The 16,057-nt window shown below is 26.4% G+C and carries 17 protein-coding genes; 4 read left to right on the top strand and 13 right to left on the bottom strand.

Annotated features, from left to right (window positions below):
• Nucleotides 1–1,308 (bottom strand): DEAD/DEAH box helicase, encoded by a 1,308-nt coding sequence (locus LT335_RS00085; RefSeq protein ID WP_249727549.1) that lies wholly within the window; start codon nucleotides 1,306–1,308, stop codon nucleotides 1–3.
• 111 nt (nucleotides 1,309–1,419) lie between these two features.
• On the opposite strand from LT335_RS00085, the gene LT335_RS04425 reads away from it, so the two are divergent.
• The 4 genes from LT335_RS04425 (at nucleotide 1,420) to glpK (ending at nucleotide 6,567) form a co-directional block, all read left to right on the top strand.
• Nucleotides 1,420–2,922: a DUF2130 domain-containing protein gene (locus LT335_RS04425; RefSeq protein WP_249727542.1), complete on the top strand. Its 1,503-nt coding sequence runs from the start codon at nucleotides 1,420–1,422 to the stop codon at nucleotides 2,920–2,922.
• 180 nt (nucleotides 2,923–3,102) lie between these two features.
• Complete coding sequence (gene glpO, locus LT335_RS00075) at nucleotides 3,103–4,197, top strand: type 2 glycerol-3-phosphate oxidase (RefSeq protein ID WP_249727540.1); 1,095 nt, start codon at nucleotides 3,103–3,105, stop codon at nucleotides 4,195–4,197.
• A complete protein-coding gene (locus LT335_RS00070; protein ID WP_249727538.1) occupies nucleotides 4,198–4,962 on the top strand; it encodes an MIP/aquaporin family protein in 765 nt (254 codons plus the stop codon).
• 39 nt (nucleotides 4,963–5,001) lie between these two features.
• The gene (gene glpK / locus LT335_RS00065; protein WP_249727537.1) at nucleotides 5,002–6,567 is read left to right on the top strand and encodes a glycerol kinase GlpK; all 1,566 of its coding nucleotides are present in this window, start codon (nucleotides 5,002–5,004) and stop codon (nucleotides 6,565–6,567) included.
• A 40-nt stretch (nucleotides 6,568–6,607) separates the two neighbouring features.
• On the opposite strand, the gene LT335_RS00060 is transcribed toward glpK, so the two are convergent.
• From LT335_RS00060 to LT335_RS00005, 12 genes are all read right to left on the bottom strand, one after another.
• Entirely contained in the window at nucleotides 6,608–7,777 is a 1,170-nt protein-coding gene (locus LT335_RS00060) for a DMT family transporter (RefSeq protein WP_249727535.1), read from the bottom strand.
• A gap of 16 nt (nucleotides 7,778–7,793) precedes the next feature.
• Nucleotides 7,794–8,537, bottom strand: a complete 744-nt coding sequence (locus LT335_RS00055; protein ID WP_249727534.1) for a lysophospholipid acyltransferase family protein — start codon at nucleotides 8,535–8,537, stop codon at nucleotides 7,794–7,796.
• Nucleotides 8,538–8,549: 12 nt separating this feature from the next.
• On the bottom strand, nucleotides 8,550–9,041 hold the full coding sequence (locus tag LT335_RS00050) for a dihydrofolate reductase (RefSeq protein ID WP_249727532.1): 492 nt from the start codon (nucleotides 9,039–9,041) through the stop codon (nucleotides 8,550–8,552).
• A gap of 13 nt (nucleotides 9,042–9,054) precedes the next feature.
• Nucleotides 9,055–9,924, bottom strand: coding sequence for a thymidylate synthase (gene thyA, locus LT335_RS00045; protein ID WP_249727530.1), 870 nt, complete (start codon nucleotides 9,922–9,924; stop codon nucleotides 9,055–9,057).
• A 120-nt stretch (nucleotides 9,925–10,044) separates the two neighbouring features.
• Complete coding sequence (locus tag LT335_RS00040; RefSeq protein ID WP_249727528.1) at nucleotides 10,045–10,791, bottom strand: hypothetical protein; 747 nt, start codon at nucleotides 10,789–10,791, stop codon at nucleotides 10,045–10,047.
• A gap of 45 nt (nucleotides 10,792–10,836) precedes the next feature.
• On the bottom strand, nucleotides 10,837–11,244 hold the full coding sequence (gene nusB, locus LT335_RS00035) for a transcription antitermination factor NusB (protein ID WP_249727526.1): 408 nt from the start codon (nucleotides 11,242–11,244) through the stop codon (nucleotides 10,837–10,839).
• A gap of 17 nt (nucleotides 11,245–11,261) precedes the next feature.
• Nucleotides 11,262–11,819: an elongation factor P gene (gene efp, locus LT335_RS00030; RefSeq protein ID WP_249727524.1), complete on the bottom strand. Its 558-nt coding sequence runs from the start codon at nucleotides 11,817–11,819 to the stop codon at nucleotides 11,262–11,264.
• A 13-nt stretch (nucleotides 11,820–11,832) separates the two neighbouring features.
• Nucleotides 11,833–12,894: a M24 family metallopeptidase gene (locus LT335_RS00025; RefSeq protein ID WP_249727523.1), complete on the bottom strand. Its 1,062-nt coding sequence runs from the start codon at nucleotides 12,892–12,894 to the stop codon at nucleotides 11,833–11,835.
• Between the two features lie 69 nt (nucleotides 12,895–12,963).
• Nucleotides 12,964–13,113, bottom strand: coding sequence for a 50S ribosomal protein L33 (gene rpmG / locus LT335_RS00020; protein WP_249727521.1), 150 nt, complete (start codon nucleotides 13,111–13,113; stop codon nucleotides 12,964–12,966).
• 92 nt (nucleotides 13,114–13,205) lie between these two features.
• A complete protein-coding gene (locus LT335_RS00015) occupies nucleotides 13,206–14,447 on the bottom strand; it encodes a YitT family protein (RefSeq protein WP_249727516.1) in 1,242 nt (413 codons plus the stop codon).
• A gap of 45 nt (nucleotides 14,448–14,492) precedes the next feature.
• Nucleotides 14,493–15,293, bottom strand: a complete 801-nt coding sequence (locus tag LT335_RS00010) for a hypothetical protein (protein WP_249727515.1) — start codon at nucleotides 15,291–15,293, stop codon at nucleotides 14,493–14,495.
• 153 nt (nucleotides 15,294–15,446) lie between these two features.
• Nucleotides 15,447–16,057 (bottom strand): hypothetical protein (locus tag LT335_RS00005; RefSeq protein WP_249727514.1); only part of this gene is annotated, 611 nt, incomplete at its 5' end.

Raw genomic sequence — 16,057 nt, 5'->3', positions numbered from 1 at the left:
CTATATTTTCTTGTGTCTTGCTTTTTTTGCTTGTTGTTTTTTAGTGATTTTATCAATTTTTATCATTTTTGTTTTGAATTCTTTTTTATAACCTGGTTTTATGTTTTTATTTGTTTTTGTTGTTTTAAAACGATTAATTGTTTGAATTGCTAATTTGCTTTTAGCAATTTCTTTTGAATTATTAGCTAAACTAGTTTCTTTAACTAATTGATTGTTTTTAATTTTATAATACTCAATATTAATATTATACTTTTTAATTTCTTGAATTTGTTTTAAATCAGTATCATCATAAAATAAATAAGAAATTCCGGTTTGGTTGTTTCTTGCAGTTCTACCTGCTCGGTGTAAATAATAAGTTAAATCATAAGGTAATTGTCAAGAAATAATATGAGAGATACCAGGAATATCAATCCCTCTGGCACTAATATCAGTTGTGACAATATATTGATAATCAAGATTATTAATTCTTTTAAAAATTTGTTTCCGATTTCTTGGTGTTAAGTTACTATGTAATACAGCTGTTTTTTTATTATTGTCAATTAATAATTGACTAATTGTTGTGATTTGCTCTTTTTTATTAACAAAAATTAATACTAAGTAAGGATTAATTAAATTGACTAATTGTAATAATTGTTCCTTTCTTTTACTAATTGGGCAATTAATAAAAATATGTTCAATTTTTGGTGCATTATTTTTGTGATTTAGATTAACAATTTTTGGATTACTAAAATATTTTTTTAAAAATATTTCTAATTCTTGATTAATTGTTGCTGAGAATGCCAAACATTGAATTTTTTCATTACTTTTCTGCATTAGAAAATCTAAATCATTAATAAATCCGAGTTCAAATAACATATCACATTCATCTAAAACTAATATTTTTGCTGTTGTAATATTTAATCAACGCTCTTGATACAAAGTTTTTAATCGCGTAACTGTACCAATGACAATTTCTGGTTCGTTAGTAGTTGTTTTTTCTTTTGGTAATTCATTACCACCAACAAAACATGCTGCTTTGATTGCTTGATTTTTAATTAATGTTTTAGTAACAGTAAAAATTTGTTGTGCTAATTCTCTTGTTGGGACAATGATAACTGCTTGAACTTTTTTATTTGCTTCAATTTTATTTAAAATTGGAATTAAAAATGCATGAGTTTTACCTGTGCCAGTTGCACTTGAAACAATTAAATTGTCACCACGAGCAATTAATGGCATTACTTTTGTTTGAACTTCAGTTGGGTTAAGAAAATTATTATTAATTAATGTTTTAGTAATTCAAGGTTTAAGATTAAAATTATTTCATGACATTTTTTCACCCGTTTCATTTAATATTTTATCTTAAATTTGCTAAAAGTTTTCTTTTTTTATCTTATAATTATTCTTATAAAGTGTTAAAACAAAAAATATGGAGGGAAAGCGATGAGTTTCAAATTTAAATGCCCTAACTGTAACTATGTAATTACTGAAGCAGATTTTAATAAAAATGAACAAATTTTAAGTCACTTAAAAGAAAATTTTAAGGCTCATGAAAGTAATTATCTTAAAGAATTAGAAACAAAGTTAATTGCTCGGTACAAAATTGAAGAAGCTAAAGCAATAAAATCAGCTTTAATTACCAAAGAAAATGAATTATTAAAATCAAATCAAAAAGAATTAGATAAATTGAATCAAGTTATAGCTGATCAAAAATTAGATTTAGAAAAAAAATTGTCACAACAAGCAAATCAATTGCATCAAGTAAAAAATGATGAAGTTTTTATTTTAAAACAAGAAATTGATAAATTAAAAAATGATCGTGAAACGCAAAAGTTAGCATTAGAAAAATCTTTAGTAGCAAAAGAAAATGAAATCTTAAGAGCAAAGCAAAAGCAATTAGATGAATTAAATCAAATTATTGCTGATCAAAAAAATCAATTGAAAAATAGTGATCTTATTTTAAAGAAAACTTTAGCAGAATCTGAAAATCAGTTAAATCAGGCAAAAAATAATGAAATTTTTAATTTAAAACAAGAAATTAGTAAATTGAAACAAGAGCATGAAGCACAAAAAATAATGTTAGAAAAATCATTGGCAACAAAAGAAACTAATTTATTACAGTCACATCATGAACAATTAAATCAATTGCATCAAATTATTGCCGATCAAAAAAATAAACTTGAAACTAATCGTTTAGAATTAGCAAATAGTTTGTCACAACAAGAACTTAAATTTACACAATTAAAAGATAGTGAAGCTTTAAAATTAAAAAACCAAATTCAAGAATTAGAAAAAGCAAATTTACAATTTAGAGTAATTCAAAATAAAACTAAAGGTGAAAATTTTGAACATGAAGTTGAAAAAGAATTAAGAAAAATTTTTGAACCTGATGATGTTATTTCTAAAATTACTGATCAGGATAAAAAAGCAGATTATTTACAGGAAGTAAGACAAGATAATACAATTATTGGCAAAATTGTTTATGAAGTTAAAAATGCCGAATGAAGTAATAATTGAGAAAAAAAATTAGTTGATGACATGGCAAAACAAGGTTCTAAGTATGGAATTTTAATTGCAACTAGTTTTAATAATAAATATGCAGGAATTCCTTTTAAACGCTCAGATTATAATCCAAATATTTACCTAACTGATAGTGAAAGTTTTTATTTTGTTGGTCAAATTTTAAGAACTTTAATTAAAATTGAATATCGTTTAGATAGTAATCGTGATAAGACTAATTATAGTGAAAAAATTAGTCAGTTTAATGAATGAAAAGAACTTGAATTACCAAAGTTAGATACAAGTCTTAATGATAGTTTACAAAAAATTGATGACTTAGCAGATTCAATTAGTCGAAGTGCTGAAAAAATTAAAAAAGAAAAAGCAAAAGTTTATAAAAATTGAATTAAAAACATTAAAGATTATTTAGACAATTTTATTTTTTAATTTTAAAAGAAGTAATTCTGTTAAAGAATTACTTTTTATCTAATTAAAGTTCAAAGTTGGTTAGACAATCCTTGTTAAACCAAAAGCATGCTTTTTTATGTTAGTATAAAAATAGATTATTTTTTAATTTTCTAAAAGAAAAGGTGTAATAGATGGATAAGTATGATGTAATAATTATTGGTGGCAGGAATTATTGGTATTGCAATTTGTGATGAATTAGCAAATCAAGGTTATAAAGTAGCAGTTTTGGAAAGAAATCCGAATCTTGCTGAAGAAACTACTGCTGGTAATTCTGGAATTATTCATGGTGGCTTTGATCCAGAACCTGGAAAAGTCAATGCTTTTTTAAATTTACAAGGAAGAAAATTATATGAAACAAAATGATTTAAAGAGTTGGATTTTCAATGAAAGAAAACTGATTCTTTAGTACTTGCTTTTAATCAAGAAGAAGATCAAGCAATCAAAAACCTTTATCTTCGTGGACTTAAAAATGGTTTATTAAAGTCAGAATTAAAAATTTTGAAACCAAAAGAATTATTAAATTTAGAACCAAATCTTAATCCAAAGATTACTTCAGGTTTATTATGTACTAGTTCTTATATTGTTGACCCAGTTATGTTAACATATAGTTTATGAGCACGAGCAAAAGCAAACAAAGCGCAGTTATTTTTAAATCATCAGGTTATTGCTATTAAGAAAATTGAGCAAGGATTTAGTGTGCAGGCATTAATAAATAATAAAGAAGTAACATTTTTTGCTAATCAAGTTATTAATGCTGCTGGCCATTATGCTGATCAAGTTGCACAAATGATTGATGCTCAAAATTTCCATTTAAAAACAAGAAGAGGACAATATTGTATTCTTGAAAAAACTGAAGCAAAAATGATTAATAATCATGTTATTTTTTTGATTCCATCAAAAGTTGGTAAAGGTGTAATTGTTGCGCCAATGCCTGATGGTCACATTTTAGTTGGACCAACAGCTGAAGATAATGTTGCCAAAGAAGACACACGACTAGTTGATTTAAGTTTGATTCCAAAAATTCAAGCATTAGGTCAAAAGATTATTCCCAAATTAAATATCAACCGAATTAGTAAAATTCAAAGTGGTTCCAGACCAATTTCTCAAGAAACTGATGATTTTGTTATTGAATATGCTAATAATAATCAAAATTTTATTAATATTGCTGGTATTAAATCGCCAGGGTTAAGTTCAGCTCCAGCAATTGCTTTAAAAGTAGCAGATATGATTAAAAAATTAAATGAGGTGAAATAAATGCCAGAAGTAGCGCAAGTCATTGTTGGTGAATTAGTTGGAACATTTTTGTTAATTTTATTAGGTAATGGCGTTGTCGCTAATGTTGCTTTAAGAAGAACTCTTGGTAATAATGGTGGTTGAGTTGCTGTTAGCTTTGGTTGAGGTTTTGCCGTTGGTATTGCCGCTTTATTAAGTGGTATTTCGGGGGCACACTTAAATCCCGCTGTAACAATTGGTTTATTAATTGCTAATAAACATGGTGCTTTTGTTGCTGGTAAATTTGTTTATGCACCACTTTACATTGTAATGCAATTTTTAGGAGCAATGTTAGGGCAATTACTTGTCTATTTAGCATATTTTAAACAATATCAAACCACGATTGAAAAGGATAAAATTTTAGCAACATTTTCAACAAAACCAGTTAATCGTAGTTATGGTTGAAATATTGTCACAGAAATTATTGCTACTTTTGTTCTAATGTTAATTGTCGCAGGAACGATGGTGATTAAGAACTTGATGAGTATACCATTTACTGGGTTTAATAATGTAACAACAGCAATTATTTTAGCAATTGGTGTCACAGTAATAGGTTTAGGGTTGGGTGGACCAACAGGTTTTGCGATTAATCCTGCTCGTGATTTAGGACCAAGAATTATTCATGCAATTTTACCAATTAAAAGTAAAGGTAGTTCAGATTGACAATATTCATGAGTTCCTTGCGTTGGACCAATTATTGGTGCTGCCCTTGCTGGTGGATTAGTTCGTCTACTTAACATTTTTTAATTAAAAAATTAGAATTTAAAAAACTAGGAGAAATAAAATATGGCTGATACTGAAAAATATATTATGGCTTTAGATGAAGGAACATCAAGTTGTCGCACTTTAATTATTGATAAAAAAGGCGCAATTAAAGGTCTTAATAAGATTGAAATTTTGCAACAATATCCCCAAGGTCAATCAGGTTGAGTGGAGCACGATCCAATTGAAATTTGAAATAGTCAACTAACAACAATGATTCAAGCTTTGAATAAAAGTAAGATTAATTCTAATCAAATTACGGCAATTGGTATTACTAATCAAAGAGAAACAACGGTAGTTTGAAATCGTGAAACAGGATTACCAGTTTATAATGCTATTGTTTGACAAGATCGACGCACAGCACAATATTGTGAAAGTTTAATTAAAAAAGGTTGAAAAGAAAAAATTCGTAAAAAAACTGGTTTATTACTTGATGCTTATTTTTCGGCAACTAAAATTAAATGAATTTTAGATAATGTTCCCGAAGCAAAACAATTAGCACAAGAAGGTAAATTAGCTTTTGGAACAATTGATTCATGATTAATTTATAAAATGACTGCAGGAATTAATACTGAAGAAGCTGTTCATGTGATTGATATTACTAATGCTTCAAGAACAATGTTATTTAATATTAATACTAATTCATGAGATCAAGAATTATTAACATTATTTGAAATTCCAGAAACTATTTTGCCAAAAGTAGTTCCAAGTTCGGGATTGATTGGAAAAACTTATCCTGGAATGTTATTTAAAAATGATGGAACTAGTATTCCAATTTGTTCAGCAATTGGTGATCAACATGCCGCTTTATTTGGTCAATTATGTTTAACTCCTGGTGAAATTAAAACGACTTATGGTACAGGTTGTTTTATTATGATGAATATTGGTAAAAAACCAATATTATCAGATAATAATTTACTAACAACAGTTGCTTATCAATTAGAAAATCAAGCACCAGTTTATGCTATTGAAGGTTCAGTTTTTATTGCTGGGGCAGCAATTCAATTTTTACGAGATTCATGACGAATGTTATATCGTTCTGATGAAAGTCTTTGATATGCTGATATTATTGATCCACATGATCAACAACGAGTTTATTTTGTTCCTGCTTTTGTTGGTTTAGGTGCTCCTTACTGAGACTCAACAGCCAGAGGAGCAATCTTTGGTTTAGAACGAGCAACGAAACGAGAACATATTGTAAAAGCAACATTGGAATCTTTAGCTTATCAAACTTATGATATTATTCGAGTTATGAAAGAAGATATTAAAAAATTAGTGAAAAAGAACTTTAAAATTAGAATGAAAGTTGATGGCGGAGCAAGTAATAATAGTTATGTGATGCAATTTCAAAGTGATATTAGTAATACAAGTTTAATTAAACCAAAAAATATTGAAACTACAGCAATGGGTGCAGCTTATCTTGCTGGTCTTGCAATTGGCTTTTGAAAAAATCTTGATGAAATTAAGAAGATTTATCAATTGGAAAAAGAATATCATCCAATTATGGAAGCAGCAAAAGCTAAAATTCTTTATAAAGGCTGACAAGAAGCAGTAAAGCGAACAAGAAATTGAACAACAGCAATTGAATAATAAAAAAACTAGTTCAATAACTAGTTTTTTTATGATGTTTTTACTTTTTTGGTTTCTTTCGTTTGCTAAATCAAGCATTAATTTCTTCATTGAATGTCATTAAAACTAAGCCGATTAAGATTAAAGCAGTCCATAATCAATAAAATCAAGGTAAATCAGCAGTATTAATTCTTGGAATTAATAAGTTACCAAGAATTTGTAATACTGGTGTTCAAATTAGCATTGTTAATTGTGTTGCTAGAGCATAAGTACCTGATGATAATTGAATGGTTCTAAAGTAAATTAATCGCCCTAATCCCATAATAATCCCTGAAGCATAAATTAATAATGCTAGTCAATGATAAGAATCAAAAGTCGTTTTAAACATTGCTCAGCCACTATATCATGGTTGTTGATCAATAACAGTTGCGATTGGTAAAGCAATAATTAACATTGCTCAGAAGCTAATAAATGATTTAACACTGACAATTTCATAGTTTGTTAGTTTTATTTTATTACTATGGAGAAAGTAATCACTAATTAAACTTTCAAAAGCATAAATAAAGGCGCCAACAAAAGCAAGACAAACACCAACAATTGATTTTCAAGTAATATTTGGTGCAATAAAGAAATAATTTATTAGCATTCCAAACGTAAATAATGTTGTAATAATCAAAGAAACTAAACCAACATGATTGATTTTTTGTTTTAAAATAAAGTGACTTAAAATCATACAATAAATTGGAGCAGTATTTAAAATAATATTCCCAATTGTTCCATCATTTAAGAATAGTGAGGTAATCATTAATAATGCCATTGTAAATGGACCAGCAAGAACTCCAACTAAAGCAACAATTCATACTTGGAGGTTTTTTAATTTATTAAAAATATCAGCAATACTTAATGAAATTCCAACGAAAAGGGCATAAAAAAAAGGTGCAATTAAAGTAAAATTTAATCAGATAATTTCCTGTTTTTGAATTGCTTTTCATTTTTCAAAACCATTTCTAACTGATACAACAATAAAAGACATTAATTCTTGAATTGTGGCAATAAAGATTGGATAAAGAATTACTAACGGATTATCATCAAAGAAAAAAATGAATAAAGGTGCTAACGAGTAAAAGACAGCTGAACTTACTCCTAAGCCACCAGCAAGGACTAATTTACTTGTCTTTTTTTTAGTAGTTAAATCATGTTTTTTTGATTGTGATTTCTGCTTTGTTGGCATATTTTTTCCTTGGATTTTAGTTTTCTTTATTATTATCTCATTTTTCAATCCCTTGCGTGATTTTTGACTGAATTTGCTTTGCTAAATTAACTGAAGCAATTTGCATAAATTGTTGTGGTTCTAAAGGTTTATGAAAAACAACATGAATTGTTTTTCTTCCTTTAAATTTTTTGTCAAAAATTTGATAAGAGTTAATAATTGAAACGGGCAAGATTGGCACATATGCTTGATATGCTAATTTTAAAGCACCTGGCTTAAATTCTTGCATTGTTTGAGCGTGACTTCTTGTTCCTTCTGGGAAAATTACCATTGTTCTTCCAGGGTTACGAATTAATTCTTTTGCTTCTTTAAAAACTTCAAGCGCATTTCGCGGGTCTTTACGATCAATAAATAGAACATCAATTAAGAAAATGAATCTTCTAGCAATGTGATTTTGTTTTAATTCTTCTTTTGCAATGAAACCTAAAGGAGCAAACTGACTGTAATCATTTAATGATAATAAAATTATAAAATCAAAATTAGATTGATGATTAGCTACTAGAACACAACCTTTATGTTTTGGTCAATTTTCAATATCATGACTAACAATTTTAACATTATAAAGTCAACGAATATATTTTGTTTTCTTTTTTAATCAAACATATCGTTTTGATTCAGGAACAATTGTTGGATCTTTTAAGACTTTCTTTGTCATTGAACCCATTTTTAAATAAATTAATAATAAATAAGGTCATGTTAATAATACTTTTCATCAATTCATACTTAAAATCCTTTATTCCTTTCGTTGATAAATATAAGCAATGAATTCTGGATAATCAGTTTTTTTAATTTCTTTAAATTTTGAAAAGTCAAGAATCGGAAATTTTAAATTTCCCAGAAATTTTTCTTGCTGTTCTTTAATAATAGAAACATATAAAAAATCGGCATCTTTGAAAGTTTGCTGGTAAATTTTAGCTCCACCAATTACTCATAATTCATTTTTGGGATTTTTATGATATTTTTTAATAATTTCAGATAAATTATTACTAATGATACAATTTTGATTAGCAAATTTTTGGTATTTGTCTGGTTCAGAAGTAATAATAATATTATAACGATTTTTTAATGGTTTTCCAATACTCAAAAAAGTTTTTGAACCCATCAATACGGTTTTATTAATTGTTAAAGTTTGAAAATAGTGCATTTCACTTTTAATATTTCACGGCATTTTATCATTATTAGCAATAATTCCTGATTTAGTCATTGCTCAAAGTAAGTAAATCATTTCTTTTACCACTCTAAACTGCTACAGGTGCTTTAATTGTTTCATCAGGATAATAGTCAACAATTTCAAAATCTTCAAACTTAAAATCAAAAAGATTTTTAATTTTAGGATTAATAATAATTTTTGGTAATGGTTTTGGTTTTCTTGTTAATTGGGTATTAATTTGTTCTAAATGATTTAAATAAATATGAGCATCTCCTAAAGTATGGACAAATTCTCCTACTTGATAACCAAGAACTTGGGCAATCATCATTGTTAACAAAGCATAAGAAGCAATATTAAATGGTACACCTAAGAATATGTCGCCACTTCTTTGATAAAGTTGACAAGATAATTTTTTATTTTCACTAACATAAAATTGAATTAAAGTATGACAAGGTGGTAATGCCATATTATTAATTTCTTGTGGATTTCAGGCTGATAAAATATGTCTACGAGAAAAGGGGTTTGTTTTTAAATTAGTCATTAATTCTTGTAATTGATCAATGCCATTAAAATTTCTTCATTGTTTGCCATAAACAGGACCTAAATCACCATATTTTAAAGCAAATTCATGATCATTACTAATGCGATAATTAAATTCTTTTAAAGTTTCTTGATGATAAGACTTTATTTTTGTATATTTTTTATAAGGTCAAGCACTTCAAATGTAAACTTTATTTTTTACTAGATATTCAATGTTAGTATCGCCAGAAATAAATCATAATAATTCATGAATAATTGCTGGTCAATGGATTTTTTTTGTTGTTAATAATGGAAAGCCTTGATTTAAATCAAAACGCATTTGATAACCAAATGAAGAAATTGTTCCTGTATTAGTACGATCTTGTTTTTTTTGACCATTTTTTAAAACATAACGACATAATTCTAAATATTGTTCCATATTGTTATTACTCCATTTCTTAATATTCATTTGCTTTTAAATTATTATACTAGTTTTTTTGTTTTGCTTTTTAAAAGTACTTATTAATAAAAAAATTATTACCATTTAAACTAGTAATAATTAATCGGAATTTTTATTAATAAAAGTATTAATAACTCTTAAATATAAGTTGAAATTCTTCCCTTTATTATTCATTAAAATTTGACTAAATTTTTCAATAATCATTAATTTATAAGTGAAAAAATCTTCGGGTGAAAAGTAAAACTTTAGATTTCAATTAGTATCTGATTTACGAATTAAGGTTTGTTTTGTTTCTAAAGTAATTAAATAAAATAACATAAAATAATAGCCTAATTGATAATCAGGATTTTTTAAGGTTTCAAATAATCTGCCACTAATGTGAGTTAAAGCAAGTAGCCTAGTTTTAGTTGTTTGAGCAATTTTATCATTTTTTAATAAAAAATCTAAATCAGAATTAAGGTTATTTGCATCTTTAATTTGACTTTCTTGGTATCACTTATTAATATCAGAATTTAATAAAGCATGAGTTTGTAAAGTTTTTTGAATTTCATCATATTTTTTATAAGATAATTTTTGATATTCAAAAATTGGCATAAACCCAGCAAGAAAAAAAATAAAATCAATAATATTTGCATAATAACCATCTAATTGATAATCATTTAAATACCCATCGAGACTAATAAAATGGTAAAAAACACTAGTTTCATTAAGGTTAGAAGTAAAACTATAAAGTTTCTTTTTCTTTTTATAATCAATTGATTTACTTGCATTTTTAATTGCGTGTTTTATTTCTTTATTGGTATGAAGATTTATTAATGAATTAAGTAGTCGTCGCTCAGGAATCATAATTTCTCCGGTTTTTAATAATATTATAATAAAAATTAATAATTTTTATGATTTATTAATTTTGTCTAATACACCATTAATATATTTATAAACATTTTTATCACAATATTGTTTAGCAAGAATAATCGCTTCATTAATAATAATTGCTTTATCAGTTTTAGTATAAAGAATTTCATATGCTGCTAAAATTAGAATTGCTCTTTCGGTTGGTTTTAAACTATTAAAAGTTCAATTAGTTTTCAAATATTTTTCAATTTCTTTAATTAAATCTGATTGATATCAAATAATATCTTTTACTACGGTAATTTGACTTTGATTTTCTTCACTTGCAATTGTGGCTAAAAATTTTTCAAAATCTTTTTGATTATTTTGCTCTAAAAAATATTGATAAAGGATTTCGATAATGATAATTCTTTTTTGATGTTGTGACACATTTTGTTTAGTTTTTTCCATATTTTAATCCTTTAGTTTTAGGCACGTGATTTATAAGTGCCATCAATAGTATTAATAATGATTTTATCATTATTGTTAATAAATAATGGTACTTGTGCTGTATAACCTGTTTCTAATGTTGCTGGTTTTGTTGTATTTGTAGCACTATTACCTTTAACACCTGGTTCAGTATAAGTTACTGTTAAAATAACACTTGCTTTTAACTCAATACCAATTACTTTTTCTTCATATACTTTTAACTTAATACTTTCACCTTCAAGTAAAAAGTTTTTTTCTCATACTAAAGTTTTTTCAGGAATAATAATTTGATCAAAAGTTTCTTCATCCATAAAGATGAAATCTTGATTATCACGATAAAGATATTGTGCTTTTCTTGTTTCAATAATTGCAGGATAAACAATATCACCACCTGTAAAAGTAATTGTTTTGATTGTTCCTGTGTTTAAATTTCTCACTTTAGCTTTAACATGAGCTTGTCCACGACCTGACTTGCTGTGATTTGCTTCAAGTACTAGAAAAATTTCTTTTTCATATAAAAATGTCATTCCTGATCTTAAATCATTTACATTAATCATTATTTACCTCAATTTATTTTTTTAAAACATTAACTTCTCGTGGTGATTTAGTTAGAATTTCATAGCCAGTTGCAGTAACTAAAATGTCATCTTCAATTCTAACACCACCAATATTAGGAAGATAAATTCCTGGTTCAACAGTAATAACCATACCTGGTTTTAAAATTGTTGGTTGGTTTTTTGTTACTCATGGTGCTTCATGAATTTCAATTCCTAAACCATGACCTGTACCATGTGTGAAGTATTCACCATAACCTTTTTTGCTAATATAATCACGACAAATGTTATCAATTGTACTAATATTAATTCCTGGTTTAACAGCTTTAATGCCATTCATTTGAGCATCTTTAACAATTTGATGAATTTCAAGTAATTTTTTATCAATTTGTCCTAAAGCAAAAGTTCTTGTCATATCGGAACAAAAACCTTGATAAATACATCCAAAGTCACAAGTAATAATTTCATTGTTATTAATAATTTTATCACTTGCTTTACCATGTGGCATTGAACTTCTAATTCCTGAAGCAACAATTGTATCAAATGATTGTTTTGTTGCTCCGTTTTTGTTAAAAGAATTTAAGATAATTGCTTCAATATCTTTTTCTTTCATTCCTGGTTTAATATGTTTTAAAACATCTTGATAAGCTAAATCACCAATTTCACAAGCTTTTTTAATCCGATTAATTTCATCTTGATCTTTAATCATTCGTAGTTCTTTTAAATCCAATGGTACTAAAGTAGTTTTTGCTAATTGTTCTTCTCATTCTTGCAATTGGCCAACAGTAACAAAATCTGCTTCAAAACCAACTTTTTTGATATTAGTATCTTCAAAAAGATTGGCTAACGATTGGTAAATATTAGTAAAGTTTTCAACAATGACATTTTCGGCATCGATTTTTGCTTCAGTAATATAACGACCATCAACAAATAATTTAGCAAAATTTTTAGTAACTATTAGATATCCTAAAGATGAAATAAAATTACTATATCAAAAACGATTTTCAAAACTATATAATAAAATTGCATCTAGTTTATTTTTAATTAAAATTTCTTTAATTTTGTTTATTTTATCCATAATTTTACCTTGTTTCTAATGTTTCTTATAAATATTCTATAATAAAAAAAGAAAAAAAATAAATTTGACTTATTTTTTTTCTTTATGTAAAGTATGAGAATTACATCTAGCACAATATTTTTTAGTAGCTAATTTTTCTAATTGTTTTTTCTTATTTCTATCTGCAATATAATTTTCTTCTTTACATTGATCACAACGTAAAGTTACACCATCACGCATTAATAATTCCTCCTATATAATTTACCAATAAAGTAAACATACTATAATATTATGCCATAAATTAATAATAAGAGCAATGGTTATTTTGATTATTAACTAGTGATTTTTTTAACATCAACTGGTTTTTCTTGTGGTGGTTTACCGGCATTACCACCTTGCATACTACGAGTTGGAATAGCAATCATGAATAACTTTGGATCAATATTGGAAATTTTCCATTTAAAAAAGTTATATTCTAGTAATGACATTGTTGTCATCATCATGTTATATTCATTTCCTGAATATAAACCTTTAACACTTCAAGTATTACCACCTCGTAGGTAATTGTTTGAATAAATGTATTTTCGAATGTCTTCAATTTCAGTTGAAATAATAAAGACAGTCATCATCATGAATTTTGGATAAACTCGATTCATTACTAAAGAACCAATATAAATGTAAACAATTGTCGCAAAGAAAAACTGGTCGCCAAAATAATTATCAATAAAGTTTCTATTATGGAGGACAGTTCCATCAAGAAACACGGCAATAACAACAATAATGATATTAGTATTTTTAATAATATTAGCAACTGAATATTTTCTTTTCATAGAAATATAAGTACTAATAAAGTCCATACCACCACTAGAACCGCCACTTTTAAAGAGTAATCCTAAACCAGCACCATTAATTAAACCACCTAAAATAGCAAAGATAAAAGTTTTACTCAAATCAGTATCTCCAAGATTAAGATTTCTAAAAATTTGATAATCTTTTAAATATGGTGTTAGCGAAAATAAAGATAATAAACCAATATTTAGTCCCATATAAACAATTGTGTATATTGAAAAGCGTCATCCCACTTTAAAAATTCCTCAAATAATAATTGGAATGTTCATAGCAAAAAAGATTGGGTAGTAATATAAAGCTCGCATTTCATCAAAATATGATGAGTTAGCAGTTTCATACTTTAAGAATATTACTTTAGTAATCAATTGGGCAAAAGCAGATAGACCGTTAGTATATAATTTAGCAGGATTAATGAAATAGTAAAATGAAACTGATGTTAACAAAGAACCAATTAAAATTCATCATAAATTTTTGCTTGTTTCTTTTCAACTAAAATTTTTAAATGAACTATAAAATTCTTTTTTAAAATCTGAATCTTTAAAATTAAAAGCTTCAAGCAATAAAGATTTTTTTCGATGTCGGGCACGCTTTTCTTGTGCTTTTTTCGTTTTTTTTGCTAGTTTAGCTTGCTTTTTAGCTTCTTTTATTTGTAATTTTGCTGCTTTTTTAGCAGTTTTATCATTTTTTTTAGTTGATGATTTTTTTTTGCCATCAGTTTTCTTCATTGTTATCCTCAAAATTTAGTATTTTACTTTTGTTTTCTTATTTAATTATACAAATTTAATATAAAAATCTTCGGTATTTGCTTTTGATTGACCTAAATTGACGATAAGTTGTAACTTCAATAAGTCATTATTAATTTTGTCATTAGTATTTTGAATTTGAATGCTTGGATTTAAAGCGCCAGGTCAGATTAGCTGTTTTTTAATTGCTTGGTAAGTTTCAGTTATTACTTCTTGCTTAACATTTGATCAATCAATATTATTTACTGGTTTAGTGATATTTTTACTTGATAAATTAATTTCAATTGGATTTGTTTGATTTCAATTTTTGTTATTAAAATTATTAATTCATTCCTTAAGTTTTTTATCACTTTCGCTAGTGCCAACTTTAATATAAAAAACTGTTTTGATTCTTTGTTTTGCCTCAAAGGATTTATCTTGTTTAGCAGTGCCAACTAAATAACTAATGTTAATTTGAAATCTTTGAGTATCAGATTGAACTTTTCAAGTTAAATCAGTACCTGATTTATTTTCACCATTAGTAATTTTAAAGTCATAACATTGTTGATTAATTGGAGTATTTTCATTAAATCAAGAAATATTATTATTGAAGATTTTTTCAGCAATTGATTTTGCTAACACTTGAGATTGTTCTTGTGTTAAAGTTTTAGTTTCAATTGTTGCTTCAGTTGATTCATTTTTTAGAAAGTCTGTAATATTATAGCTAGTATTGCCATTTTGAATTATATTTAGAGTATGATCTAAATTTTGCTGATTACAAGCTGTAACTGAAAGTGGTATTATTGTGGCGGTTGATAAAGTAAATAATAATTTCAATAATTTTTGCATTGACTCACCCTTTCTATTAAAAAAGTATTTTTCAATTTAGGTAAAATGTTTTTTAATCATTGTATCATTAGGGGGGGGGCAAGACAATAACTTGTTTAAAATTAAATTAAAAAAATAGCGGCATGATTTAAATGCCGCTTAAGTAATAATTTATTATTCTTGTTTGAACGATAGAGCAAAATCAATGTATTGATTTTGTACTTCACCATAATTGAAATTAATTTGAAAGATAATAGTTTCACCTGCTCTTGAGTTAGTATTAAGATAATCATCAGTTAATGGTGTATGATTACTATCTTTAAGACAAAATTGAATGAATTCATATTTATTAACATCAGCAAATTCTAAAATTGGATAAGAACGTATATATTTTTTAAGTTGTCCCTTAATGTATCAAAGTGGATCGTTATCTGGATTACTTGGATTATCTTGTCCATGAAGAACTGAACTAATAAAATGTTCTAAAGTTTCATTAACTGATTTTACAGCATCAAAAGTTATATCAGAATTTATAATTTCATCAACTATATCTTGATCTGTTGGTACTATACCATTAATAGTTATTGTAAGAGTTCCAGTATATTTATTTGTACCATTAATTACTAATGAACCATCTCGACCATAATTTGGTGGATTGAATGAACCAATTGTAACATTGGATTTTAACTCAGGATATTGTTCATTGTTAGCATTTAAAAATGCTTCTAATGCTGTTCGCCCTGTATTATCATTTATCATTGCGCTAGTTCCAGTAATTTCTTCTA

Origin of the sequence: Spiroplasma attinicola, assembly GCF_023509825.1 — a bacterium.
Taxonomy (GTDB): domain Bacteria; phylum Bacillota_I; class Bacilli_A; order Mycoplasmatales; family VBWQ01; genus Spiroplasma_D; species Spiroplasma_D attinicola.
This window is presented reverse-complemented; position numbering and strand designations above follow the sequence as displayed.